General features: G+C 65.1%; 23 protein-coding genes. 12 read left to right on the forward strand and 11 right to left on the reverse strand.

The features are described from left to right. Window positions 1–3 precede the first annotated feature (3 nt). From U5S82_15780 to U5S82_15795, 4 genes are all read right to left on the reverse strand, one after another. Window positions 4–195: a hypothetical protein gene (locus tag U5S82_15780; protein ID MDZ7753069.1), complete on the reverse strand. Its 192-nt coding sequence runs from the start codon at window positions 193–195 to the stop codon at window positions 4–6. Between the two features lie 239 nt (window positions 196–434). Further along, window positions 435–1,802, reverse strand: a complete 1,368-nt coding sequence (locus U5S82_15785) for a hypothetical protein (protein ID MDZ7753070.1) — start codon at window positions 1,800–1,802, stop codon at window positions 435–437. Next, entirely contained in the window at window positions 1,799–2,578 is a 780-nt protein-coding gene (locus tag U5S82_15790) for an outer membrane lipoprotein-sorting protein (protein ID MDZ7753071.1), read from the reverse strand. Before U5S82_15790 ends, U5S82_15785 begins: the two co-directional genes overlap by 4 nt. A gap of 40 nt (window positions 2,579–2,618) precedes the next feature. Further along, window positions 2,619–5,522, reverse strand: a complete 2,904-nt coding sequence (locus U5S82_15795; GenBank protein ID MDZ7753072.1) for an MMPL family transporter — start codon at window positions 5,520–5,522, stop codon at window positions 2,619–2,621. A 402-nt stretch (window positions 5,523–5,924) separates the two neighbouring features. On the opposite strand from U5S82_15795, the gene U5S82_15800 reads away from it, so the two are divergent. Continuing rightward, window positions 5,925–6,329: a diguanylate cyclase gene (locus tag U5S82_15800; protein MDZ7753073.1), complete on the forward strand. Its 405-nt coding sequence runs from the start codon at window positions 5,925–5,927 to the stop codon at window positions 6,327–6,329. An 11-nt stretch (window positions 6,330–6,340) separates the two neighbouring features. Here U5S82_15800 and U5S82_15805 read toward each other — a convergent pair whose 3' ends face one another. The 4 genes from U5S82_15805 to U5S82_15820 form a co-directional block, all read right to left on the reverse strand. Continuing rightward, complete coding sequence (locus U5S82_15805) at window positions 6,341–6,559, reverse strand: hypothetical protein (GenBank protein ID MDZ7753074.1); 219 nt, start codon at window positions 6,557–6,559, stop codon at window positions 6,341–6,343. Between the two features lie 119 nt (window positions 6,560–6,678). Then, on the reverse strand, window positions 6,679–7,437 hold the full coding sequence (locus tag U5S82_15810; GenBank protein MDZ7753075.1) for a phosphodiesterase: 759 nt from the start codon (window positions 7,435–7,437) through the stop codon (window positions 6,679–6,681). Window positions 7,438–7,450: 13 nt separating this feature from the next. Continuing rightward, window positions 7,451–8,731, reverse strand: a complete 1,281-nt coding sequence (locus U5S82_15815; protein MDZ7753076.1) for a serine/threonine-protein kinase — start codon at window positions 8,729–8,731, stop codon at window positions 7,451–7,453. A 99-nt stretch (window positions 8,732–8,830) separates the two neighbouring features. Beyond that, window positions 8,831–10,213, reverse strand: a complete 1,383-nt coding sequence (locus U5S82_15820) for a LysM peptidoglycan-binding domain-containing protein (GenBank protein ID MDZ7753077.1) — start codon at window positions 10,211–10,213, stop codon at window positions 8,831–8,833. Between the two features lie 194 nt (window positions 10,214–10,407). Here U5S82_15820 and U5S82_15825 point away from each other — a divergent pair, with 194 nt between their 5' ends. The 4 genes from U5S82_15825 to U5S82_15840 are packed head-to-tail and all read left to right on the forward strand — an operon-like array spanning window position 10,408 to window position 12,825. Next, window positions 10,408–11,220: a methyltransferase domain-containing protein gene (locus U5S82_15825; GenBank protein MDZ7753078.1), complete on the forward strand. Its 813-nt coding sequence runs from the start codon at window positions 10,408–10,410 to the stop codon at window positions 11,218–11,220. Next, window positions 11,213–11,671, forward strand: a complete 459-nt coding sequence (gene rnhA / locus U5S82_15830; GenBank protein MDZ7753079.1) for a ribonuclease HI — start codon at window positions 11,213–11,215, stop codon at window positions 11,669–11,671. The genes U5S82_15825 and rnhA overlap by 8 nt, the downstream gene beginning before the upstream one ends. Further along, window positions 11,668–12,390 carry a DNA polymerase III subunit epsilon gene (gene dnaQ, locus U5S82_15835; protein MDZ7753080.1) on the forward strand — a complete coding sequence of 241 codons (723 nt, stop codon included), beginning with the start codon at window positions 11,668–11,670 and terminating at the stop codon, window positions 12,388–12,390. The genes rnhA and dnaQ overlap by 4 nt, the downstream gene beginning before the upstream one ends. Before the next feature lie 51 nt (window positions 12,391–12,441). After that, window positions 12,442–12,825, forward strand: coding sequence for a SirB2 family protein (locus U5S82_15840; protein MDZ7753081.1), 384 nt, complete (start codon window positions 12,442–12,444; stop codon window positions 12,823–12,825). Window positions 12,826–12,857: 32 nt separating this feature from the next. Here the strand turns inward: U5S82_15840 and grxD are convergent, their stop codons facing one another. The 3 genes from grxD to U5S82_15855 all read right to left on the reverse strand — a co-directional run bounded on the left by grxD (window position 12,858) and on the right by U5S82_15855 (window position 17,003). Further along, a complete protein-coding gene (gene grxD, locus U5S82_15845) occupies window positions 12,858–13,187 on the reverse strand; it encodes a Grx4 family monothiol glutaredoxin (GenBank protein ID MDZ7753082.1) in 330 nt (109 codons plus the stop codon). A gap of 103 nt (window positions 13,188–13,290) precedes the next feature. Next, on the reverse strand, window positions 13,291–15,072 hold the full coding sequence (locus U5S82_15850; GenBank protein MDZ7753083.1) for an N-acetylglutaminylglutamine amidotransferase: 1,782 nt from the start codon (window positions 15,070–15,072) through the stop codon (window positions 13,291–13,293). Window positions 15,073–15,461: 389 nt separating this feature from the next. Further along, the gene (locus U5S82_15855; protein ID MDZ7753084.1) at window positions 15,462–17,003 is read right to left on the reverse strand and encodes a hydantoinase B/oxoprolinase family protein; all 1,542 of its coding nucleotides are present in this window, start codon (window positions 17,001–17,003) and stop codon (window positions 15,462–15,464) included. A 353-nt stretch (window positions 17,004–17,356) separates the two neighbouring features. Here U5S82_15855 and U5S82_15860 point away from each other — a divergent pair, with 353 nt between their 5' ends. The 7 genes from U5S82_15860 to rpoS all read left to right on the forward strand — a co-directional run bounded on the left by U5S82_15860 (window position 17,357) and on the right by rpoS (window position 23,648). Beyond that, window positions 17,357–17,932 (forward strand): Fe-Mn family superoxide dismutase, encoded by a 576-nt coding sequence (locus U5S82_15860; GenBank protein ID MDZ7753085.1) that lies wholly within the window; start codon window positions 17,357–17,359, stop codon window positions 17,930–17,932. A 182-nt stretch (window positions 17,933–18,114) separates the two neighbouring features. Beyond that, window positions 18,115–19,284 carry an aspartate aminotransferase family protein gene (locus U5S82_15865; protein ID MDZ7753086.1) on the forward strand — a complete coding sequence of 390 codons (1,170 nt, stop codon included), beginning with the start codon at window positions 18,115–18,117 and terminating at the stop codon, window positions 19,282–19,284. Window positions 19,285–19,286: 2 nt separating this feature from the next. Then, window positions 19,287–20,198, forward strand: a complete 912-nt coding sequence (gene argF, locus U5S82_15870) for an ornithine carbamoyltransferase (GenBank protein MDZ7753087.1) — start codon at window positions 19,287–19,289, stop codon at window positions 20,196–20,198. A 159-nt stretch (window positions 20,199–20,357) separates the two neighbouring features. Further along, a complete protein-coding gene (gene surE, locus U5S82_15875) occupies window positions 20,358–21,113 on the forward strand; it encodes a 5'/3'-nucleotidase SurE (GenBank protein ID MDZ7753088.1) in 756 nt (251 codons plus the stop codon). 23 nt (window positions 21,114–21,136) lie between these two features. Continuing rightward, complete coding sequence (locus tag U5S82_15880) at window positions 21,137–21,772, forward strand: protein-L-isoaspartate(D-aspartate) O-methyltransferase (GenBank protein ID MDZ7753089.1); 636 nt, start codon at window positions 21,137–21,139, stop codon at window positions 21,770–21,772. A gap of 21 nt (window positions 21,773–21,793) precedes the next feature. Continuing rightward, window positions 21,794–22,606 carry a peptidoglycan DD-metalloendopeptidase family protein gene (locus tag U5S82_15885; protein MDZ7753090.1) on the forward strand — a complete coding sequence of 271 codons (813 nt, stop codon included), beginning with the start codon at window positions 21,794–21,796 and terminating at the stop codon, window positions 22,604–22,606. Continuing rightward, window positions 22,599–23,648, forward strand: coding sequence for an RNA polymerase sigma factor RpoS (gene rpoS, locus U5S82_15890; GenBank protein ID MDZ7753091.1), 1,050 nt, complete (start codon window positions 22,599–22,601; stop codon window positions 23,646–23,648). The genes U5S82_15885 and rpoS overlap by 8 nt, the downstream gene beginning before the upstream one ends. Window positions 23,649–23,652 lie beyond the last annotated feature (4 nt).

Below are 23,652 nucleotides of genomic sequence, written 5' to 3' on the forward strand. Positions count from 1 at the left end.
CGGTCAGCAGCTGCCGTCGGTCTTCACCCATTTGCCGAAGCTGCACTCGTAGCCGGTGCCGCCGTCGCATACCCGGTCGCCTTCGGCGAAGTCCTGGTCGTTCCAGGCGCAGGTCCGGTCGCTGCCATCGAGCATCACGGTGGAGTCCTCGTCGGCGGGAATGGCGATGGGCGAGTTGCGCTTGCCCGGATCCATTGGGTCACGATTATCTTTCTCTGCATCTACCCGATTCCGGCTCTTTTGTCACCGGTTGCTTGCCGCCGCCCGCTTGCTGACTCAACGACTGATTTGCCTGGCAATCAATCCTTCGCCAGTTCGACCGGATGGCGCACTCTCCGAGCGCCTGCTGGATACGACACAGACAATCGAGGTCGGCATGAAATAGGACGGATGGCCCGCCGTTACGGGATGGTTCGGGACGCAGAGGTGGACTGCTACTGGGCAAAGTTGTAGCGGATGGCCGCATACAGGTTGGTGTCGTCCTGAAACTGACCGAAGAAGGTGTGCTTCTCGTCGCCGAAGAACCAGTTGGCACCGCCCTCCAGGGTCCAGTGGTCGTCCACGGAAAAGGTCGCGCTCGGCCTAACATAGCCGTCGTCATCCGACGGTGAATAAAACACAAACAATGACAGACGCAGGTTCTGATCCAGCTCCAGCCGGGTCAGGCGTGTGGTCAGCATATGCCGGCTGCGGTCCTGCGACGGGTTGTCCGGGGGCAGACTGTCGCGATAGTCGCCGTAGTCCTGCATGCGTTCCAGGTAATACTGCAGGCCGAGCGTCAGGTCGCGGGCCAGTTCCTGACGATATCCGGCGAGAACACGGAGTTCGCTGTTGCGTATGCCAGGATCGTCGCCGTCGCGGTCGTCTCTGGAGTCGTAGTACCCGATCTCGAGATTGCCGATCCCGGCGGCCAGCGGCCCCTCTACGCTGGCACCGACCACCGAAAGCGCGGGGAAGATGCCGTCGCCGTTGGTCAGATCGAAACCTGCCGGGCTTTTCCAGTAACCGCGGTAACCATAAACCGCGAACTGATAACCGAACAGTTGACGGTGCAGGCGCAGCGCGAACTCATCATCATGCCACCATTGGTCCGGGACGTCGGTGTGCAGATTATCATCTTCACCCACCAGGCGATTCTCTAACGGATTGAAAAAAGACAGCCGATCACCGTCAATATAGCGGTCCGGCTCGAAGCGCGGTGTGTAGACCAGATCGAGGTTGGCAAAGTCCGAGAACAGCGCCAGCTTCACCGAGGTAGAGGGGGCCTTGAGGTATTCCACATCGCGACCGATCAGGAACGATACCCAATCCTTGGGAAACAGATCGTTGACAAATATGAGATCGCCGGTCCCCCAGGTCAGTATCTGGCGGCCGGCCTTGATATCGGCCTGCTTAATCACGCGGAAGGCCAGGCTGGCCTCGCGCAGATCGACATAGCCCTCGCCGTCCGCTTGATCCAGGCCATGCTGGTCCTGGTCCTGCACAGCGTCGAGCAGAAAGTCCGTGGTCAGTCTCGCGGTCACCCGCTCGTCGGCATGCTCCAGGCGCAGCTGCAGGCGGGTCTCGCCGAGAGTCGCCTGGTTTTGGTTCGGATCGTCCTGGGTGCGTATGCCGGACCGCCCCTCCCAAAAGCCCGCCAGCGTTAGATCGCGCGACAGCGCCGAATCCGTCTCGTCCACGGCGCTGTCGGCCGCAGGCGGCGACGTACCCAGCCCACCCAGACCCTTGGGCAGCGCCGGGGCCGCACCCCAGGCGCCGCTGCAGACCAGGGCGAACGCAATGCCTAGGCAGCGGACGATCACTTCAGATAGCTCACCGGGAGATGACGCAGGTATCGCTCGGAGAAGATTTCCTCGGGCAGACCGAGATCGTAGGCGACCCGGTCGAAGGCCAACACCGTCTCACCGCCATCGCGCAGATCTTTCATACGCGATTTCATCACCGTCGGGTGTCCCTGGATCGTGGCTACCTCGAGGACCTCGTATTCCCGATACTTGCGGTCCTGCGCGTCGAAGTATTCGACCCGCACCGGAACGAAGCTTTCGCGGTGGATCCACATGGTGAAGCGAGCGAAGTCGACCTGTTCGGGCTGCTTGGGCGCACTGTCCAGGACATAGTAATCGTCAGTGGTCGTGGTCAGCCTGTGACGGTCTTTGTTGATGCTGCGGCCGGAGATATCTTCGTAGTAGAAATCCGAGCCCAGAAAACTGGTGCGCTGGTCGCCGGCCGCGATGCGTTTGACTAGGTCCAGCGCGGGCAGATAGAGCCAGCGGTCGTCATCGCGCTCAGGATTCTTCCATACCATGAAGACGGTGTTCTTTACATCCGCCGGATACTTGATGTAGACGAAGTATTTCTGCTGCGCGGTGTCCTCACCCGCGTTCTCGTCCTGATCCCGGCGCAGGATCAGGAAGCGGCGGTTACGCACGCGATCCTGGCCGTCGGTGATGGTCATGGTCACACGCGCCTTTCCATCGTCCCCTTGATAATAGGCCACCTGCTCGGTGCGTTGCACGATCTCCTCCACCGTCAGGCCGTCAGCCAGCGCGCCGCCGCCGACCATGAGCAGCGCCAGCACGCCCAAGCCTCCAAAGCTTTTCATTCGCATACCGTTCACATTACTGCTCCTTACTGCTTTCGTTATCGCCGGACCCAAGCGCAGCATCTGCTTGCACGACCTGCCTGCGCCGGTGCGCCAACGGCTGGCACAACAGGCCGGCGCCGATCAGCGCGGCCAGTAGTGTCCACCCGAGGGTATGCAGCGAGACACCGGCGAACTGATTCAGATTCAACAGCACGATGCCCACCAGCGCCAGCGACAATAGCGTGCAGGTCAAATAGTTGCAGGTCATGCGGCAACCCTCGCTGCGTGGAAACAACCAGGGCTCCAGCACCCGGATCAGTGCCGGCAGCAGTACCAAGGTGGCGGCGCCCGAGGCGATCAGGATCGCAGCGATCAACGCACCGACCGTCTGATAGGGTACCAGCGGCGCCAGCAGCAGCGGCAGAAAACCCAGCGAGACCACCAGGCCGTTGCGGGTTATCGCGCGCGCCGGCGCGCCGAATACCGGTCCGGCCGCCACTTTCCAGGAACCCCGCTCGGTCGCCAGTATTCGTGCGCGTACCAGGAAGTGGATCGCGAAGTCGACCGCGAGGCCGAGCGAAAGCGATGACAGCACCGCCACCGGCATGTCGTAGTCCTTTCCGATCAGGCCGATGATGCCGTAGATGGAGCCGATCGTCATGGTGAGAGGGATCATCGACAACAGCGCCCAAAGGCCCGAGCGTAGCATCACCAGCATCATCAGAAACACGATCAGAAAGCTGCCGAGAAAGGCGTGCAGCATGCCGGTGACCATGCGTTCCTGCCAAACCATGTTGATATAAGTGAGACCATACCAGCGGGCCTCTAACTCCACCGGCGGTGGATGCGCAGCCAGGTAGCGGTCGACGCTGTCCACCACGCGCGTCATGTCCAGATTGTCGCCACTGGTCATCTGTACCCAGATGCTGGCGCGACGAAAATCTGGGGTGACGAAATGCCAGAGATCCTGCGGTCGGTGACTGTTCTGGAATACCAGCAGGGTCTGGGCGACCGCTGTGGCCGAATCAGGGATACGAAACTGCGCCGTCTCGCTGAGCAGCAGTTCACGGTGCACCGTCTTGACGATATCCACCATCGAGTTGGTTTTGCCGACGCTGCCGGTGGCCGCCAGCGCATCCTGCAGACCCGCCAGATAGGCCAGTACCTCGGGCTGCTTGAACACCTGCAGACGCAGGCGCTCGGCAGCGACAAACTCCGCTGCCTGTTCCCATGCGTCGCCCATCGCACCCCGTGCCGCCACCAGCCGCCCCTGTACCAACTCACCGAGCGCGGCCAGTGCCTCGCTGTCGTTTCTACCGGCACGCGCAAGGCCGATGGCCTCGCGCTGCAAATCGGTCAACACCTGCTGTTCTGGACCAGACGTCGCCTGTTCTTTCCCCCATTCCGCAAGGCGTTCAAGTATGTTGCTGCCGTCGTTGGGCTTCAGGCTCAGGTAGGCCATATAGGTGCCGCCGAAGTGTTCATTGAGCACCGCGTCAGCGATTCGAATCTCATGTGACTCCGCGAACCAGCGGATGGGATTGTCATTGATGACGATGCGCGTAATGCCATAGACGGAAATGGCGCTGCCGACCACGGTGAGCAGCAGGATGGGCTTGGCCCAGCGGAAGGTCTGGTTACCGAGCCAGTGCAGTAGGCGCGCCATCAGGGGATTGCGCGACGAGCCACCCGGACCGCCCGGCATGCCGAACCCCTGCAGAGAGGCCTCCGGCATGCGCATGATGTAGGCGGGGATGAAGGTGATGGTGAGCAGCCAGGCCAACATGACGCCGAAGGCCACGAACAGGCCGAACACCTGGACCGGCGGGATGGGTGCGAGCGCCAAGGAGGCGAAACCGGCCGCGGTCGTGAGGGAGGTGTAGAGCATCGGTTTGAAGAGATCGCGCATGACCCGCTCGATGGTCGTGCGCCGGTCGTTGGTTTCCTGATAGCGGTCGAAGAACTGCGACAGGATGTGCACCGAGTCCAGCACCGCGATCGGCATAATGAAGATTGGGATCATGGAACTCATGATATGGACGGTGTGGCCGGTCACGATCAACAGGCCCATGGTGCAGATCACCGATACCATCGCGATGATCATCGGCGATACCACAAGGGACAGCTTGCGGAAGAAGAACCACATCAGCAGGAAGATGATTAGCATCGACAACGGCGCGGAGATGGCCATCTGGATGAACATTTCGACCCCGAAGTTGTCCTCTGCGACCGGCAGTCCGGTGATGAAGTAACGCTCGTCACCCTCGAACTCGGCGATACGATCACGCAGCTGCGTATAGGTGCGGTAGGTCAGGTGTTTGCTGTTGAGCGGCAGATACAGGCTCAGGGCCTTGCCATCCTCCGACACCACCGTGCCCTTAAGAAAGGGGATTTTCAACGCCCGATCGCGTACCACCGCCGCCTCTTGCTGGGTGGTCGGTGGTGCGGGCATCAGCCAGTCGAAGCGAACGGTACCAAGCCCGTCTTGCTCTATGTTGTCCAGCGTCGATGGAGCGAGGATCTCAGACTCGATCACGCCGCCCATACCATCGGGCGCCGCATCGTCCGGCCAGCGCAGGGTCTTCGCAAACTCGGTCAGAGCATACACATTGCCCAGGGTCTGCGGATTGAATACGCCGGCGGGATGCGTGTCGTTCACCACACCGACGACCACCATGTCGTAAATGGAGAATTCGCGCTTCATCCGATTATGGAATACTCGCACTGCCTCGTCCTGAGACAGCATGTTCTCCGGATCGGTATCCACCTTCAGCGCGGCCAACGGAAAGAACATCTGAGGCCAGATACTGGGTAGTGCCGCCAGAAGCGCCAGGACGAGCGTAAGCAGCGTAGTTATCCGGATCACCCATCCAGGGTGGCCGAGCGAAAATCGAATGATCGGTTGAGTCGGCTGGTCGCTCGCTTCGACGCGCTTCATGCCCTTGGCCCCCCGCAGGCCGATACCGGCTTGTTGGCTGTTCCCTAGCTCGACCGTAAGTCAGCGTCGGCCGGAGCCCTCTTGAATGCATGCAGTAAGACTGCACAAAGGCCAAAATAGTATGGCTTGTATTTGGAGACGAGCACAAGCACGATATCTGCCGGCTTTTAGCCGTTATTTGAGTCAGAATACGTGCTGGGGAAAGAAAAAACCCTTCAAACGAGTTGATCATTGCCCAAGGGAGTTGTGTCCTGCTTTTCAACCAAGAAACTTAACGTGAAAGTCGGGAAACGCTTGAGCGTTGGTTCTATCGCACAGAAACGGCACAGAAACGGCACAGAAAAGGGGGACAGCAGCGGCTTGGCAATGCCGCACGTTCTACCTACCACCGGGGCCTTCTCCATGGCCTATTTCAAGGCCCACCTCGGCCTCGAGGTGGAAAAGGTGCGGCGCTATGCCGAGCCCCTGACGCTGCTGGCCTTCGACGTGCTGGCGGGCGACGAAGAAGCGGCGGACAGCCCGGCTATCGAGGAGGTGGTGCTCAAGGTCATCGCCGACTACGTGCGTGAGGCCACCCGTACCGTGGACCTGTTCGCCCGCTGCGGTGGCAACCGCTTCATCCTCATGCTGAGTCGCACGCCGCTGGCGGGGGCGGAACTCATCGTCGAGCGCCTGCAGGCCCGGGTGGTCACCCTCCCGGGCTACTCGTTACGCACCGCCGTGGTGCCCTATGACGACGGTGACGATCCCGAGGCGGTGTTGGAGCGGGTTGCCGCTGCGCTTGGCGAGCCGGCGGCGGGCGCGTGAAGGAAGTCCGGTCAGCAGCTGCCGTCGGTCTTCACCCATTTGCCGAAGCTGCACTCATAGGTGATACCGCCGTCGCATACCCGGTCGCCTTCGGCGAAGTCCTGGTCGTTCCAGGCGCAGGTCCGGTCGCTGCCATCGAGCATCACGGTGGAGTTCTCGTCGGCGGGAATGGCGATGGGCGAGTTGCGCTTGCCCGGATCCATTGGGTCAATCTGGATGATGTCGGACATGGGGTTCTCCTTATCGGACTGTATGGATTGGCATCAACCGCGCAAGTGATTCATGGGATCTTCTTGGAGAAATGGCGTATGCGCCGGCGCTTCGTGGTTCATTATAGAGATGCTGGGCTTCATAGAGATCCCGGGCTTCGGGGTAGTCTCAGGACCTCGGAATCGATGCCGCCATCGCTGTCGAGGAGCAGGCGGCGGTAACCCGGGGGCCTGGGGTCGAGGGCGAATTCGGGGCTGTGGGGTGTGAACTGCAGGCCGGTTGAAGGGGACGCCATGAGCCGGATCCGGCTCCGGGTGGTGTCGAAGGCCTGGTGGATGTGGCCCCACAGGACACCTTTTACCCGCGGGCTTGGGTCCACCACGTCCCAGAAGGCGGCGGCATCACGCAGTCCGTCGGTGTCCATCCAGGCCGAACCCACCGCCACCGGCGGGTGATGGAGGGCGATGAGCACCGGGCCCTCACCGCCGGCGAGTTCGGCCGTCAGACGCTGCAGTTCCATCTCGCCCAATTCGCCTCCCACCGCGCCCGGGAGGTGGCTGTCCAGCATCAGGAGGGTCCACGGCGCGGCCTCGTGGAGACCCTGCCAGGCCAGGGCGCCCCTGGGCAGGGCCCCGGCGAGGGCGGCGGGGTCGTCGTGGTTGCCGGGAATGCACAGGGCGGGGACGCCGAACACGTCGAGATGGTCGGCGAGACGCCGGTAGCCCTCGGGGGCGCCGTCATGGACGAGATCCCCGGTCACCAGCACCAGGTCCCAGGGGTGGGTGGCGGCCATCCCGATTACGGCTTCCAGGGTGGCTTCCGTGTCGAGGCCGCGATGCCGCGCGTGGGGCGTAGCGAACAGGTGGGTGTCGGTGATGTGGAGTACGCGCAGGGTCACGGTGGCGATGGCCTCATGGGTTGTTGCTGAGTTTCTCGCTGGTATGGGTCAGGCGGGTCACCAGGGTGCGCAGGAACACCTTGAGGAACTTCAACTGGCACTCGGTGGAGGTCTGCTCGATGAGGGACTCGTTCAGTTTCATGGTGGCCACGTCGTTGACGGCATAGATGCTGGCGGTGCGCTGGCTGCTGGACAGGTAGGCCATCTCCCCGAAGCAGTCGCCGGTCTCCAGCATGCCCAGCAGCTTGGGGCCCTTCTTCACCATGACGTCGCCGTGGACGATGATGTAGAAGGCCTGGTCCACATTGCCTTCGGTGATGATGCGGTCGGCGGTGGTGTAACGCTCCCACAGGGCGGCCCGCAACACCTCCCACAGTTCCGCATCCGTGAACTCGCCGAAAAACTCCAACTTGCGCGCGATGTTGAACTTCTCGTCATCGTCGATGGTGCTTTCGGCCGCCTCCAGATAGCCGAAGGCGCGGCTGAGATCGGCGGCAAGGTCATTGCCGCGCTGGTAGCGGCGCGTGGGATCCTTGCGTAGCAGCCTGTCGACGATGGGTTCCAGATCCGCCGGCAGGTCCGGTCGCACCTGGCGCAGGGCGGGCGGGTTGTCGTTGATGATGGTGTAGATGAGGTGGGAGAAGGTCTTGGCCGTGAAGGGCTGCCTGCCCGTCAGCAACTCGTACAACACCACCCCGAGGGAGAACAGGTCCGAGAGATGGGATACATCCCCTTCCTGGGCCTGTTCGGGAGACATATAACGGGGCGAGCCGATCATGCCCAGCATCTGGGTGGTCTCGGAGGCGATGCGCTGGGCGATGCCGAAGTCGCCGATCTTCACGTCGCCGCTCTCCGTCAGCATGATGTTGGTGGGCTTGATGTCGCGATGCACCACGCCCTGGCGATGGGCGTAGTCGAGGGCGCGGGCGCATTTGAAGACGATCTCCACCACGTCTTTCACCGGCAACAGGCGGTCCCGGCTGCAATGGTCCTTGAGGGTGCGGGCGGTGGCCACGTACTCCATCACGATGTAGGGCAGGTCCTGCTCCACCCCGGCATCGTAGACCGTCATGATGTTGTTGTGGTCCAGCAACCCGGCGGTATGGGCCTCGTTGAAAAACAGCCGGCGCTGGAAGCGCAGGGCGTGGTCGTCTTCGCCGCTGGTCTTGTGCACCTTGAGGGCCACCTTGCGATCGGCGAAGGGATCGTAACCCAGGTAGACCTCGGCCATGCCGCCCTTGCCGATGAGTTCCAGGACCTCGTATTTGCCGAGTTTTTCGGGCACTTGAAGCATGGCGGAAGATTAACCCATGGGGCGCCGGCGGACACGCGGCGTGGCGCGGTTCGGGGCCGGGTATGGCAGCGGCCACATCGGGCCGCGGTGGGAGTGGGCTCAGGCGGTGCTGGTGGGCGGTCGGAGTGCCAGCACCTGGCCGGGGCGCAGCACGGTGTCCCTGGACAGGTCGTTCCAGCGGGTCAGGTCGTGGACTCGGACGTTGAAGCGCCGGGCGATGGCCCACAGGCTGTCGCCGGAGCGCACCGTGTAGGCGCGGGTGGTGGCCGCGCCGGCGGGGGCGGACGCCGTGGTGCCGGGAGCACGGGGCACCTTGAGGTCGCGGCCCACGGCCAGCAGATGGCCCGACATGCCGTTGAGTCGCATCAGGGTGTCGACCGAGGTGCCATAGCGGCGCGCGATGACATACAGGGAGTCTCCCCGGCGTACGCGATGGCGGTGCCAGCGTACCCAACGCGCGGAAGGTGTCCTGGCCAGGGCCCGGCGCAAGGCATCGGCCCTGTCGGCAGGCATCACCAGATAGTGGGGGCCGTCTGGGGCGCTGGCCCAGCGCAGGTAACCGGGGTTCAGGTCGCGCACGGTGGCCGCATCCAGGCCGCTGAGCTCCGCCGCCAGTTCCATCTCCACGGCGGCCTCGAGGTCCACCACGGCGAGCCGTGGCCGGTTGTCGATGGGGTGCAACCGGACACCGTGGCGCTCCGGGGCCGCGAGTACCCGGGCCAGGCCCAGGATCCGTGGCACGTAGGTCTCGGTCTCCCGCGGTAACTCCAGGGACCAGTAATCCGTGCCCAGGCCCCGGAAGCGGTTGCGCTCCATGGCCCTGCGCACCGTCCCCTCGCCGGCGTTGTAGGCCGCCAGGGCCAGCAGCCAGTCGCCATCGAACAGATCGTTGAGGTATTCGAGGTAGTCCAACGCCGCCCCCGTGGAGGCCACCACGTCGCGGCGGGCGTCATACCACCAGTCGCTGCGCAGCCCGAAGTGGCGCGCCGTGGCCGGCATGAACTGCCACAGGCCCGCGGCTTCCAGATAGGAGCGGGCGTGAGGGTCGAAGGCGCTTTCCACGAAGGGCACCAACGCCACTTCGCCGGGCATATCGCGGTCCTCTACCCGGGAGACGATGAAGTGGAGAAAGGGCTCGGCGCGCTCGCTGACCGTGGTGAGATGCCGTCCCCGCTCCTGCCAGTGTCGGGTCTGTTGCCGGATGCGATCATGACGCGCCGCCGTCAGGCGGAAGCCGCCGCGCAGTCTCGTCCACAGATCGGGTGGCGGGAGGGGAGACTCATGGGCCGTCGGCGGGGGGTGATCGGCCGCGGCCGGGGGCGACGGCGCGGGGGCGGCCCCGGTGGCCGGCCCCGTCACCGTGGCCTCGGGCCCACCGCGGGAAGGCAGCATCCCGCACCCGGACAAGGCCAGGGCGAGGGCCAGGGCCAGCACGGCCAGGACCGGCAGGCGAAGTGATGATGGCTTGTATCCTCCCGACATGGCGGGCAATGCTAGGGAGGGGAGGGGAGGCGGTCAAGTCCGGCAGACGCTCATCCCGGCGGCATCAGGGTGGGGTCGCGGCGGGGGCGGACGGGGTGCCGGATGCGCTATGATCGCCGGCGTGACCGTGAGCTATGCTCAGGTCACCCGTATCCCAAATGCGATTTTCCGCCCGTCAGCGTCCGAGTCGAGTCATGTCCCTGGAAGAACGAGAACAACCGTATAGCACGGCCGCCGGGTCACTGAAGGCCGAGAGACGGCGGCGGCTGAGGGCATGGTTCCGCACCCGCCCCGGCGCCTGGGTATTGGAGGAGGAGGTGGCGGCCCTCGGTCAGGTCCTGCCGGATCTGTTCGGCTATCACCTGCTGCAGGTGGAGTCCCTGGACGGCGTGGATCTGCTCGAGGACAGCCGGGTGCAGAACGCCATGATCATGGGCGTCGGAACTCCCCCGTCCCATCTCCGGCACAGCTTTTTTCGTGGTATTCCGAAGGCCCTGCCGGTGGCCTCCGAGAGCATCGACGTGGTGGTGTTGCCCCACGTGCTGGAGTTCGAGGACCACCCCCATCAGGCATTGCGCGAGGCGGAGCGGGTCCTGGTCCCCGAGGGCCACCTGGTGGTCACGGGCTTCAATCCCTGGAGCCTGATGGGGCTGCGACGCCTGTTCGACCGGCGCCGTGGCAGCGCGCCGTGGAACGGTGACTTCATCAGCGCCAGCCGTCTCAAGGACTGGCTGGCGTTGCTGGGTTTCGACGTGATCGTCACCGACAGCTGCTTCTATCGCCCCCCATTGTCCCAGCCGGCGCTGATGGACAGGCTGCGATTCCTGGATGGCGTGGGGCGGCGGCTATGGGGCATGGGCGGCGGGATCTACGTCATGGTGGCACGCAAGCGGGTGGTGGCCGTCACGCCCCTCAAGCCCCGCTGGCGCCCCGAACGACGCCTGCTGCCGTCGGGGCTGGGGGCGCCCACCACGCGCCGCGCCGCCCGGGTGGTCCACCATGGCTGACGAGGCAGTGGAACTCTACACGGACGGCGCCTGCAGCGGCAATCCCGGACCGGGTGGGTGGGGGGTGCTGATGCGCTACGACGGCCATGAACGTACCCTGTCGGGGGGCGAGGCCGCGACCACCAATAATCGCATGGAGTTGATGGCCGCCATCCAGGGTCTGGAGGCCCTGAAGCGTCCGTGTACGGTGCGCCTCTACACCGATTCCCAATATGTCCAGAAAGGCATCAGCGAATGGCTGGCGAACTGGAAGGCCCGGGGTTGGCGCACCGCCGCGAAGAAGCCGGTCAAGAACGAGGACCTGTGGCGTCGCCTCGATGCCGCCACCGCCCGCCACGCCGTGTCATGGCACTGGGTCCGGGGGCATGCCGGGCACCCGGAGAATGAACGTGCCGACGCCCTGGCCCGCGAGGGTATGGCGAACCGGCGCAAGGCAGGAGGTTCGTCATGAGGCAGATCGTGCTGGATACCGAGACCACGGGGCTGGATCCCCTGGATGGTCACCGCATCATCGAGATCGGTGGCGTGGAACTGATGAACCGGCGCCTGACCGGCAACAACTACCATCAATACCTCAATCCGGATCGTCGCATCGATGCCGGCGCGGTGGCGGTGCATGGCATCGACAACGAATTCCTGGCGGACAAGCCCCGCTTCGCCGATGTGGTGACGGAGTTCCTGGATTACCTGGGGGATGCCGAACTGGTGATCCACAACGCCCCCTTCGATGTCGGCTTCATCAATGCCGAGCTGCAGTATCTGATGAAGAATCTGGGGCGCATCGGCGACCGCTGCCGGGTCCTGGATACCCTGCTCATGGCTCGCGACCGCCACCCCGGGCAGAAGAACAGCCTCGATGCCTTGTGCAAGCGCTATGGAGTGGACAACTCCGGCCGCGAACTTCATGGGGCGCTGCTGGATGCCCAGATCCTCGCGGAGGTATATCTGGCCATGACGGGGGGGCAGGCGCCCCTGCTGCTGGCCCGTGAGGACGAGGGTACGGACGCCGGCGGCGGCGTCAGGCGGCTGGCGTCGGGACGGCCGCCCCTGCGGGTGCTGCGTGCCAATCCCGACGAAGTGGCCGCCCACGAGGCGCGCCTGCAGGAGATCCAGGCGGCCAGTGAGGCGGGGTGCCTGTGGTTGGAGGACGGTGCGGATGGCCCTTCCTGAGCGCCCCCGGGCTATCCCCGGGGGCGGGGCCGGTTACCCCCGGTGGACGCCGTGACTTATCTGCTCCTCAAGCAACTCCACGTCGCCCTGGTGCTGCTGTCCCTGGGTGGCTTCGTGTTGCGGGGCTGGTGGATGTTGCGGGAGTCGGCGCTGCTGCGACGGCGTCTTACGCGGGTGCTGCCCCATGGGGTGGATACCCTGCTGCTGGCCAGTGGCGTCGGCCTGGCGCTGTGGGCCCACCTCAATCCCCTTCATCAGCCCTGGCTCATGGCCAAGCTGGTGGCCCTGCTGGTCTATATCCTGTTGGGCACCCTGGCCTTGAAGCGGGGCCGTACCCGCACCATCAGGATCGTCGCCCTGGTGGCGGCGCTGGGGGTATATGGCTACATGCTGGCGGTGGCCATCCACCATGACCCCTGGCCGCTACCGGCCTGACGGCGTCCTGTCGCTGCAGGTGGCCCCCGGGCTCAGGCCTCCTTGGCGCTGGCAGTGGCGCTATCCACCATCTTCTTCAACTCGCCCTTCTCGTAGAGTTCCAGGGTGATGTCGCAGCCACCGATGAGTTCGCCGTTGATGTAGATCTGGGGGAAGGTGGGCCAGTCGGCAAAGCGGGGCAGGTTCTCGAATATCTCGGGATCGGCCAGCACGTTCACGTAGCCGAACTCCTGCTCGCAGGCCGACAGGGCCGCCGCGGCGCGGCTGGAGAAGCCGCACTGGGGAAACTGGGGCGTACCCTTCATGAAGATGACCACGGGGTTGCTTTCCACCGCGTCGCGGATCCGGTCCATTACGTCCATTGCGCTACCTCGTTCAGCTGTGTCTAAAAATTAGAGTCTCTCAGTCTAGGGGGCGGGGTCGGCACGATAAAGGTGTGGGTTATGAGGCTATTCGCTCCGCGGATCAAGCGCCGTCCACGTTGCGTTGCAACCACAGCTCCAGCAGGGCCAGATGCCACAGCTTGCTGCCCTGGAGGCGGGTGAAGTGGGTCTCCGGCTCGGACAGTAAGCGTTCCACGTAGCTGCGCTGGTAGAGTCCGCGTCCCAGGCAGGCCTCGGAGTTGAGGATGTCGCGCATGAAGTCCAGGAAGGGCCCGCGCACGAACTTGAGGGCCGGCATGGGGAAATAGCCCTTGGGGCGGTCGATGACGGCGTCCGGTATGAGGCCGCGGGCGATGCGCTTGAGCACGTACTTGCCACCGGCCCCGAGCTTCAGTGCGGGGGGCATGGCCGCTGCCCGTTCCACCACCTCCTGGTCGAGAAAGGGCACTCGCGCCTCCAGACCCCAGGCCATGGTCATGTTATCCACCCGCTTCACCGGGTCATCCACGATGAGCATGGTGACGTCCATGCGCAGCACCTGGTCCAGGAACTCGTCCCCGTGGGGCCGGGCCAGGCGCTCGGCCACGGTACGGGCGCTGTGGTCGGGTCCCCAGTAGGGAGTGGTGACCATGGCGAGGTACTCCTCGTGGTCGCGGTCGAAATAGTGACGCGCGAAACGCTCGGTGGGGGTGCCGTCGCCGTCGGCGTACATGCGCGGGTACCAGAAGTAGCCGCCGAACACCTCGTCGGCCCCCTGGCCGCTCTGCACCACCTTGACCTCCCGGGCCACCTGCTCCGCCAGCAGGAAGAAGGCCACGGCGTCCTGGCCCACCATGGGCTCGGCCATCTGGTCCACGGCCTCGGGCAGGCGCGCCAGTACGGCGTCGTTGGGGATGCGATATTGGTGATGGCGGGTGGCGAAGCGTTCCACCACCTGGTCCGAATAGACGAACTCGCTGCCGGCCTCGCCGGCCACGTCCTCGAAGCCGATGGAGAAGGTGCGGATGTCGGCCACCCCGGCCTCGGCCAGCAGACCCACCAGCAGGCTCGAATCCAGGCCGCCGGACAGCAGCACCCCGACGGGCACGTCGGCCACCTTGAGGCGCTTTTCCACGGCGCGCCGCAGGGCGTCATGGATGTCCTCCACCCATTCGTCCTCGCTGCGGGGCGCGGCCGGACGCTCCGCGCGCAGGCTCCAGTAGCCGCGAGTCTCGGTGCGCCCGCCGATATCCACGGCGAGGGTGGTGGCCGGCTCCACCTTGCGCACGCCCGCGAGCACCGTGCGCGGCGCCGGCACCACGCCGTGGAGGGTGAAATGATGATGCAGGGCCACCGCGTCGATGCGGGTGTCCACGCCGCCCGCCGCCAGCAGGGCCTGGGGATTGGAGGCGAAACGCAGGCGCTGGCCATCCAGGGCATAGTAGAGGGGCTTGATGCCGTAGCGGTCCCGGGCCAGCAGCAGGCGCCGGCGCTCCCGGTCCCACAGGGCGAAGGCGAACATGCCCTGGAGGCGCCGGAGGCAGTCGTCGCCCCACTGCCGGTAGGCACGCAGGATCACCTCGGTATCACCCTCGGATTGGAAGGTGTGGCCGAGGCCGGCGAGTTCGTCCCGCAGGGCACGGAAATTGTAGATGGTGCCGTTGAACACCAGGGCCAGGCCGTGGGCCGTATCGAGCATGGGTTGGTGGGCCCGCTCGCTGAGGTCGATGATGGCGAGGCGGCGATGGCCCAGGGCCACGGGGCCGTCGAAGAACTCGCCCCGGTCGTCGGGGCCGCGGCGCGCCAGACGTGCGCTCATGCGCTCCAGGGGTTCAGCCTCGGGCGGGGCGCCGTCGAACCGTAACTCGCCACAAATGCCACACATCGATCATGCACCTCCCATGGTTCCGTCGGACCCCGATCCTAACAGTTCCGCCGCGCCCCACACCCTGGCGGGATCAAGCCGGGCGCGATCTGCGTGTTCGTCTGGCTGTAAAAAAAGCGGACTCGTCAGCAGAATTCGTGGGTGTAGAGAGGAGAATTTCCTCTCGCCAAGAACGCCAAGAACACCAAGGAACCTGTTTGATTGTCGGGATAAATCCCGACCTACATCCGTGCCGAAGGAATGGGCGGTGGGGGTGTATCTGGCCGGGATGTCGGGATGAATCCCGACCTACATGCGTGCCCCGGGAACCGACGGTGGGGGGGGTGTTTGTAGGTCGGGCTTCAGCCCGACAGCTCGTAGGTTGGGGTGAGGAACGAAGCCCAACAAGGCTACTCCTCGGCGGCACCCCAGCCGCCGCCGCCGGGGGTCTCGATGGCGAGGCGGTCGCCGGGGTGGGCGGTGAAGGTGGTCTTGGACGGCAGGGTCCGGTCGTTCAACAGGTTGCGGCCGGGGCTGCCGTCGCCGCCGCCCGCGAGGCCCCAGGGGGGGTGGCGGCGGCGCTCCGTCAGCAGGGTGACGGTGGCCTCCTGCAGGGAGGTCATCTCTCGTACCAGGCCGTCGCCGCCACGGCGCCGGCCGGCGCCCCCGGAACCCCGGCGCAGGGCGTAGCGGGTCACCCGCAGGGGGTAGCGCATCTCCAGGGTCTCGGCGGGGGTGTTGAGGGTGTTGGTCATATGGGTCTGGACACCGTCCAGGCCACCGCCGTCCCGGCCTGCCCCCATGCCGCCGCCGATGGTCTCGTAGTAGTCCCACGGGGTCTTGGTCTTCCGGGCCCCCATGGCCAGGTTGTTCATGGAGCCATGGCTGGCGGCGGGGATGCGATCCGGCAGGGCCGCCGCCAGGGCCCCCAGCACCGCATCGACGATGCGGGTGCTGGTCTCGACGTTGCCTGCGGCCACCGCCGCCGGGCGGCGGGCATTCACCAGGCTGCCGGCGGGAGCGGCGATGGCGAGGGGGCGCAGGGCACCGTCGCAGGCCGGGGTGGGGGCGGGCATCAGGCAGCGGAAGACATAGAACACGGCAGCCGCGGTCACCGACAGGGGGCAGTTGACGTTGCCGGTGACCTGGTCGTGGGTACCGGCGAAATCGACCGTGGCCGCGTCGCCGGCGATGACCAGTTGCACCCTTATGGGCAAGTCCAGGGTGCCGGCGCCATCGTCGTCCAGGATATCCGTAAAGGTGTAGCGGCCGTCCGGGATCTGCTCCACGGTCTGGCGGGCCAGGGTCTCAGCATAGGCGTTCAGGGCGCCGAGGGCGCTATCGAAGGCGCCTTCCCCCATGGTCTCCATGAGCCCCTGGAGCCGTTGGACGCCGCTCAGGTTGGCGCTCAGCTGGGCGATCATGTCGCCATGGCAGTCGGCGGCATTGGCGGTGGCGGCGCAGAGGTTGGCCAGGCGCTGGTCCAGCAGGCGACCGTGGCGGGCGATGAAGGTGGGTGGGATCACCAGGCCTTCCTCGTCCAGGGTGGTGGAGACGGGCATGGAACCCGGGGCCGTGGCTCCGATGTCCGCGTGGTGAGCGCGGTTGGCTACGAAAGCCTTGAGGCGACCGTGGAGGAACACCGGCGAGACCAGGGTGACGTCGGGCAGGTGGGTGCCCCCCATGAAGGGATCGTTGAGGATGAGGGTGCTGCCCGGCTGCCAGTCCTGTTCCCTCACGATGGCGGTCATGGCGTAGGCCATGCTGCCGAGATGAACCGGAATATGCGCCGCCTGGGCGCCCAGGCGGCCGGCATGGTCGAAGACGGCACAGGAGTAGTCGCGGCGGTCGCGGATGTTGGTGGACAGGGCGGTGCGTCGCAGCACCGCCCCCATCTCTTCGCATACCGCCTGGACGCGGCTATGGAACAGGCTGAGTTCGATGGCGTCCATGATCAGGCCGGGCCATGGCTCCCGGGGTGGCGGGGAACATGGCCGTCACGGGGCCGCGGTTGTAATGCCGGGCATTTCTTGAAAAGGTGATGGGCGGACATTAGACTAAGTCTACTTATTTGCTCGGGTATTCTTCCGGTCGCGGCCGGTCGGGGCCCGGGTAACTCTCATGGCGATGCGTGCCGCCCGAGATGATGAAAGAGGAGCGCGTATCGCCATGCTCGTTCCCTCACCCCATCCCTCTCCCAGCGGGAGAGGGGGAGATCGTGCTTCGCGACTTTCACGTTACGCGAAGCTTCAAGAAAGCGGTCCTCCGATTGGAGGCCGTAACTCGCAAGTCAAAGGAGAAGTAAATGGTACATGAACTGCCGCCGCTGCCCTATGAGAAGAATGCCCTCGAGCCCCACATCTCCGCCGAGACCCTGGAGTACCACTACGGCAAGCACCACCAGACCTATGTGACCAACCTCAACAACCTCATCGAGGGGACGGAGTTCGCGGACATGTCCCTCGAGGACGTCATCACCAAGTCCAGTGGGGGCATGTTCAACAACGCCGCCCAGGTGTGGAACCACACCTTCTACTGGAACTGCCTGTCTCCCACGGGCGGCGGCGAGCCCGCCGGTGCCCTGGCGGATGCCATCGATGCCAAGTTCGGGTCCTTCGCGGACTTCAAGGAGGCCTTCACCAAGTCGGCGGTCACCAACTTCGGCTCCGGCTGGACGTGGCTGGTGAAGGGGGCCGACGGTGGGCTCGAGATCGTCAATACCAGCAACGCCGCCACGCCCCTGACGGACGGTAAGACGCCGCTGATGACCTGCGACGTCTGGGAGCATGCCTACTACATCGATTATCGCAACGCCCGTCCCAAGTACCTGGAGGCCTTCTGGAACCTCGTGGATTGGAACGCGGTGGCCGGCCGGCTCTGAGCCCTTCCCTGCCATGAAGTGCCCGGGACGCCACCTTCGGGTGGCGTCCTGCTTTGGGGCCGCCGCCCGGGCGTGACTTGTTTTGTAGCGCGTAGCCTGATTAACTATCCAACCCCTGTGGATTCCCGCGGCAGCTTCGTGCTGCCGCGTTTGCTTTGGATGATACGAAGAATCGGCGGAGTATGACGGTCTTGTTCAATACCTACGCACGGCAGCCCGTGGCATTCGACCGCGGGGAGGGCGTGTGGTTGTGGGATACGGCGGGCAGGCGCTACCTGGACGGCGTCGCGGGTATCGCGGTGTGTGGCCTCGGCCATGCCCATCCCGCCATCACCGAGGCGTTGCAGGACCAGGCCTCGCGTCTGGTGCATACCTCGAATCTCTATCAGATACCGTTGCAGGAGCAGGCGGGTGAGTTGCTCACCGCCCGGGCCGGCATGGAACGGGTGTTCTTCTGCAACTCCGGCGCGGAGGCCAACGAGGCCCTCATCAAGCTGGCGCGGTTGCATGGGCATCAGCGGGGCATCAAGTCCCCGGTCATCGTGGTGATGGACAACAGCTTCCACGGTCGCACCCTGGCCACCCTGTCGGCAACCGGTAACCGCAAGGTCCAGGCGGGCTTCGAGCCCCTGGTGTCCGGCTTCCTGCGCGTGCCCTTCGGTGATTTGTCCGCCCTCGAGTCCCTGGCCCGGGGCGACAACGACATCGTGGCGGTGCTGGTGGAGCCCATCCAGGGCGAGGGTGGCGTGAACGTCTCCGGGGAAGGCTATCTGCAAGGTTTGCGTCAGCTATGCGACGACGCGGAGTGGCTGTTGCTGCTGGACGAGGTGCAGACGGGGATCGGCAGGACCGGCCACTGGTTCGGCCACCAGTATGAGGATATCCAGCCCGATGCCATGTCCCTGGCCAAGGCCCTGGGCAACGGCTTTCCCGTGGGCGCGTGTGTGGCCCAGGGGACGGCGGCGTCCCTGATGGGCCCCGGCAGCCATGGCACCACCTTCGGTGGCAGTCCCCTGGCGTCGAGGGTGGTGTCGGCGGTACTGGAGACCGTCCATGAGTTGCATCTGGTGGAACGGGCCGGCGTGCTGGGGAGGCGGCTGCGGGAGCGTCTCAGCAGCGGCCTGGCCGGGCTCCCGGGCGTGGTGGAAATACGGGGGCGCGGTCTGATGATGGGCATAGAGCTGGACCGGCCCTGCGGCGAACTGGTGGCGCGGGGCCTGGAGCAGGGGCTGCTCATCAATGTCACCGCTCAGCGGGTCATCCGCCTGTTGCCGCCCCTGGTGATGAGTGACGCGGAGGCGGATCAACTGGCCGATGGTGTGATCCATCTGGTCCGGGGGTTCCTCTCCTAGCCATGGCCATGCCGCGCCAACTCCTTTCCCTGCTGGACCTCTCGCCGGATGAACTCACCCGTATCATCACCCGCGCCAGCATCCTAAAAACCCTCCATCGTAGCGGCGACGTGTTCGAGCCCCTCAAGAACCGCACCCTCGGCATGATCTTCGAAAAGTCATCCACCCGTACCCGAGTCTCCTTCGAGGTGGGGATGCAACAGCTGGGAGGCGGGGCGCTGTTCCTGTCGCCGCGGGATACCCAGCTCGGCCGCGGCGAGCCGGTGGAGGACACCGCCCGGGTGTTGTCGCGGATGGTGGATGTGATCACCGTGCGCACCTTCGAGCACGCCAAGCTCGAGCTGTTCGCGCGCTATTCCCGGGTGCCGGTGATCAATGCCCTCACGGATCGCTTCCATCCCTGCCAGTTGCTCGCGGACATGGAGACCTACGCCGAGCACCGGGGAGACATCCGCGGTCGTACCGTGGCCTGGGTCGGGGATGGCAACAACATGTGTCACTCCTATATCAATGCCAGCCGCCAGCTCGGTTTCAAGCTGCGTATCGCCTGTCCCGAGGGCTATATGCCGGACCCCGATATCCTGCAGACCAATGGCGACGCGGAACTGGTGCGGGACCCGAGGGACGCCGTCGAGGGGGTGGACCTGGTGGTCACGGACGTGTGGGCCAGCATGGGCCAGGAGGGCGAGCAGGTGGAACGTGCCGCCCGCTTCGCGCCCTATCAGGTCAATGCCGGGCTGATGTCCCGGGCCCACCCCGAGGCCCTGTTCATGCACTGCCTGCCGGCCCATCGCGGCGAAGAGGTGACGGTGGACGTGCTGGAGGGGCCCCAGAGCGTGGTGTGGGACGAGGCGGAGAATCGTCTCCACGCCCAGAAGGCGCTGCTGGAGTTCCTGCTGGTGGGCCCTGCCTGATCCCATCCCCGGCCCAGGTGCGGTGCCGCGGCGTTTGGCCGTATACTTCGCGCCGGCCATCATGCCCGGCCCGTCGCGGGTACGACGGTCGTCGTGGCAGGGGGCACACATCATTCATTCTCGCGCCGGCCTCCATGTTCGGCGTGGCGGGGTAGACGCGTGCGCATTCTGGTCAGCAACGACGACGGTTATCAATCTCCGGGTATCGGGATCCTGGCGGCGACTCTGGCGGAAGTCGCCGAGGTCACGGTGGTCGCACCCGAGCGCGATCGCAGCGGGGCCAGCAACTCCCTGACCCTGACCCTCCCCATGCGCGCCCGTACCGCGCCCAACGGCTTCATCTACGTGGACGGCACGCCCACGGACTGCGTCCATCTGGCCATTACCGGGTTGTTGGACGTGGATCCGGATATGGTGGTGTCCGGGATCAACGCGGGTGCCAATCTGGGGGATGATGTCATCTATTCCGGCACGGTGGCGGCGGCCATGGAGGGTCGTTTCCTCGGCCTGCCGGCGCTGGCCGTCTCCCTGGTAGGAAAAAGTGGAAACCATTTCGCCACGGCGGCGCGGGTGGCGCGCCAGCTGGTGGAAGAGGTGGCCGAGAGCCCCATGCCACCGAGCACCATACTCAACGTCAACGTGCCGGACCTGCCCTGGGAACGCCTGCAGGGTATCCAGGTGACCCGGTTGGGTCATCGTCACAAGGCCGAGCCCGTGATCCCCATGACGGATCCCCGCGGTGACACGGTCTACTGGGTGGGGCCTCCGGGGCCTGAGCAGGACGCCGGCGAGGGCACCGACTTCCACGCCGTGAACAATGGCTTCGTATCCATCACGCCCATTCAGGTCGACCTGACCCGCTACAGTGCCATGGACGAGATGCATGAATGGGTGCGGGGCGTCGACCTCGGGTGAAGGCGAACCTGCGAGGTAAAGGCATGACCTCCCAGCGCACCCGCGACCGATTGGTGGCGCGGCTGCGCGCTGCGGGCATCAGGGACGAGGGGGTGTTAGCCGCCATTGGCGTGACTCCCCGCCACGTGTTCGTGGACGAGGCCCTCTCCAGCAGGGCCTACGAGGATACCGCTCTACCCATCAGCTTCGGACAGACCATCTCCCAGCCCTATGTGGTGGCCCGTATGACCGAGGCCCTGCTGGCCGATGGCCCCATCAACAAGGTGCTGGAGATCGGTACCGGCTGTGGTTATCAGACCTCGGTGCTGGCGCAGTTGGTGGACCGGGTATACAGCGTCGAGCGTATCGGTGCCCTCATCAATCAGGCGCGGGAGCGCTTCTATGCCCTCGGTCTTCACAATATCAAGGTCAATCACAGCGATGGCAGCTGGGGTTGGCCCGAGTATGCCCCCTTCGGCGGAGTGCTGGTGACGGCGGCTCCCGCCGCGGTGCCCATGGAACTCTGCCAGCAACTGGCCGACGGTGGGCGCATGGTGATACCGGTGGGTGAGCAGCATGGGTTACAGTACCTCAACGTCATCACCCGGCATGGCGATGAATTCAAACGCGAACGACTCGAGGCCGTGAGTTTCGTTCCCATGCTGGGTGGGCTCCAGTAACGATCCTCGCGGCGTTTGCTCATGTCGCCGATACCATCCCTCATCAAACCGCTGCTGCTATTCTGGCTCGCCGCCATGCTGGCGGGCTGTGGCGGGTCGCCGGCCCGTGCCCCCGTCGAAGGGCGCCAGGCGCCGGTCGCCGAACGGCCGGCGGCCGGCGTCCATACCGTGCGCAAGGGCGATACCTTGTACAGCATCGCGTGGGCCCACGGTCTCGATTTTCGTGACGTGGCGCGCCGGAACGCCATTGCGCCACCCTACCGGATCTATCCCGGCCAGCGGTTGTCCCTGACCGCGCCATCCGGGTCAGGGACGGTGGCCCGGCGTCCCCCGGCCAGGGAGACGCCGGCCAAGTCTGCGCCCTCTGTCAAGTCCCAGCCGCAGCCCGCGCCACCGGCCCGGAGTCCTCCAACCTCTGCAGCTCCCGAGACCGCCGGGAAACCCAAGTGGCGGTGGCCCGCGGCGGGCCGTCTGGAAGCGCGGTTCGATGGCGGCGGGGGCAACAAGGGCATTGACATCGTAGGCCTTCCCGGTACGGCGATAGTCGCTGCGTCGGCCGGCAAGGTCGTGTATTCGGGCGGTGGACTTCGAGGCTACGGCAAGCTTATTATCGTCAAACATAACAACACCCACCTGAGCGCGTACGCGCACAACGAGCAGCTGCTGGTACAGGAAGGGGAATGGGTGGATGGAGGTCAGCTCATTGCCCGTATGGGGCAGTCCGGTACAACCCGGGTGAAGTTGCACTTCCAGATTCGTCGTAACGGTCAGCCAGTCGACCCTTTGCTTTATCTTCCGGGGAAGAAACCGCCAGCGGAGAGAGCAGATGCTTGAAAGAGACGAGGACAGGGATGAAATCCTGATGGTCGAGCGTGACGACGATACCGATATTATCGCCGATGGTGTCCTCGATGTGGACGACGACGGCGATACCGACCTCTCCGGCGACACCATAGGAGCACCGGATATCCCAGCCGATTCCGACATGACACCAGGGGCTTCCAAGGCAACCACCTTCGGGCCTCGGGAGATGGCGGAGGGAGAGATGGATGCCACGCGTCTCTACCTCGGCGAGATCGGTTTTTCCCCCCTCCTGACCGCCGAAGAAGAGGTGTACTTCGCGCGCCTCGCCCAGAAGGGTGACGATGCGGCGCGCAAGCGCATGATCGAGAGCAATCTGCGGCTGGTGGTGAAGATCGCGCGCCGCTACATGAACCGAGGGCTGGCGCTGCTCGATCTCATCGAGGAGGGTAACCTGGGACTCATCCGGGCCGTCGAGAAGTTCGATCCGGAGCGCGGCTTTCGTTTCTCCACCTACGCCACCTGGTGGATCCGCCAGACCATCGAGCGGGCACTGATGAATCAGACCCGCACCATCCGCCTGCCCATCCATGTGGTCAAGGAGATCAACGTCTACCTGCGTGCCGCCCGCAAACTGGCCCAGCAACTGGACCGCGAGCCGAGCCCCGAGGATGTGGCGGAGATGCTGGACAAGCCCATCGGTGAGGTCAAACGCATGCTTGGGCTGAACGAGCGCGTGACCTCGGTGGATGTGCCGCGGGCCCCGGACAACGACAAGTCACTGCTTGATTCCATTCCCGACGAGAACAACGCCGATCCATCCGTGTTGCTCCAGGACCGGGACGTGCAGGCCCATATCGAGTTGTGGCTCAGCAAGTTGAACGACAAACAGCGTGCGGTGGTGGAACGCCGCTTCGGTCTCTACGGGCGCGAGATAGCGACCCTGGAAGAGGTGGGGAACGAACTGGGCGTGACCCGCGAGCGGGTGCGCCAGATACAGATCGAGGCCCTGCGCAGGCTGCGCGATATCCTGGAGCGGGAAGGCTTCTCGGTGGAGACCGTCTTCGAGCCCTGAGTTC

It is taken from the genome of Gammaproteobacteria bacterium (assembly GCA_034522055.1).
Taxonomy (GTDB): Bacteria; Pseudomonadota; Gammaproteobacteria; order JAABTG01; family JAABTG01; genus JAABTG01.

Coding starts and splice junctions, on each gene's coding strand:
- U5S82_15865 (MDZ7753086.1), top strand. CDS start 18,115: ATGACGGTCTTGTTCAATACCTACGCACGGCAGCCCGTGGCATTCGAC.
- U5S82_15815 (MDZ7753076.1), bottom strand. CDS start 8,731: ATGCTTCAAGTGCCCGAAAAACTCGGCAAATACGAGGTCCTGGAACTC.
- U5S82_15795 (MDZ7753072.1), bottom strand. CDS start 5,522: ATGAAGCGCGTCGAAGCGAGCGACCAGCCGACTCAACCGATCATTCGA.
- rnhA (MDZ7753079.1), top strand. CDS start 11,213: ATGGCTGACGAGGCAGTGGAACTCTACACGGACGGCGCCTGCAGCGGC.
- rpoS (MDZ7753091.1), top strand. CDS start 22,599: ATGCTTGAAAGAGACGAGGACAGGGATGAAATCCTGATGGTCGAGCGT.
- U5S82_15860 (MDZ7753085.1), top strand. CDS start 17,357: ATGGTACATGAACTGCCGCCGCTGCCCTATGAGAAGAATGCCCTCGAG.
- U5S82_15800 (MDZ7753073.1), top strand. CDS start 5,925: ATGGCCTATTTCAAGGCCCACCTCGGCCTCGAGGTGGAAAAGGTGCGG.
- dnaQ (MDZ7753080.1), top strand. CDS start 11,668: ATGAGGCAGATCGTGCTGGATACCGAGACCACGGGGCTGGATCCCCTG.
- U5S82_15880 (MDZ7753089.1), top strand. CDS start 21,137: ATGACCTCCCAGCGCACCCGCGACCGATTGGTGGCGCGGCTGCGCGCT.
- U5S82_15885 (MDZ7753090.1), top strand. CDS start 21,794: ATGTCGCCGATACCATCCCTCATCAAACCGCTGCTGCTATTCTGGCTC.
- U5S82_15850 (MDZ7753083.1), bottom strand. CDS start 15,072: ATGTGTGGCATTTGTGGCGAGTTACGGTTCGACGGCGCCCCGCCCGAG.
- U5S82_15820 (MDZ7753077.1), bottom strand. CDS start 10,213: ATGTCGGGAGGATACAAGCCATCATCACTTCGCCTGCCGGTCCTGGCC.
- U5S82_15825 (MDZ7753078.1), top strand. CDS start 10,408: ATGTCCCTGGAAGAACGAGAACAACCGTATAGCACGGCCGCCGGGTCA.
- U5S82_15780 (MDZ7753069.1), bottom strand. CDS start 195: ATGGATCCGGGCAAGCGCAACTCGCCCATCGCCATTCCCGCCGACGAG.
- grxD (MDZ7753082.1), bottom strand. CDS start 13,187: ATGGACGTAATGGACCGGATCCGCGACGCGGTGGAAAGCAACCCCGTG.
- U5S82_15805 (MDZ7753074.1), bottom strand. CDS start 6,559: ATGTCCGACATCATCCAGATTGACCCAATGGATCCGGGCAAGCGCAAC.
- argF (MDZ7753087.1), top strand. CDS start 19,287: ATGGCCATGCCGCGCCAACTCCTTTCCCTGCTGGACCTCTCGCCGGAT.
- U5S82_15855 (MDZ7753084.1), bottom strand. CDS start 17,003: ATGGACGCCATCGAACTCAGCCTGTTCCATAGCCGCGTCCAGGCGGTA.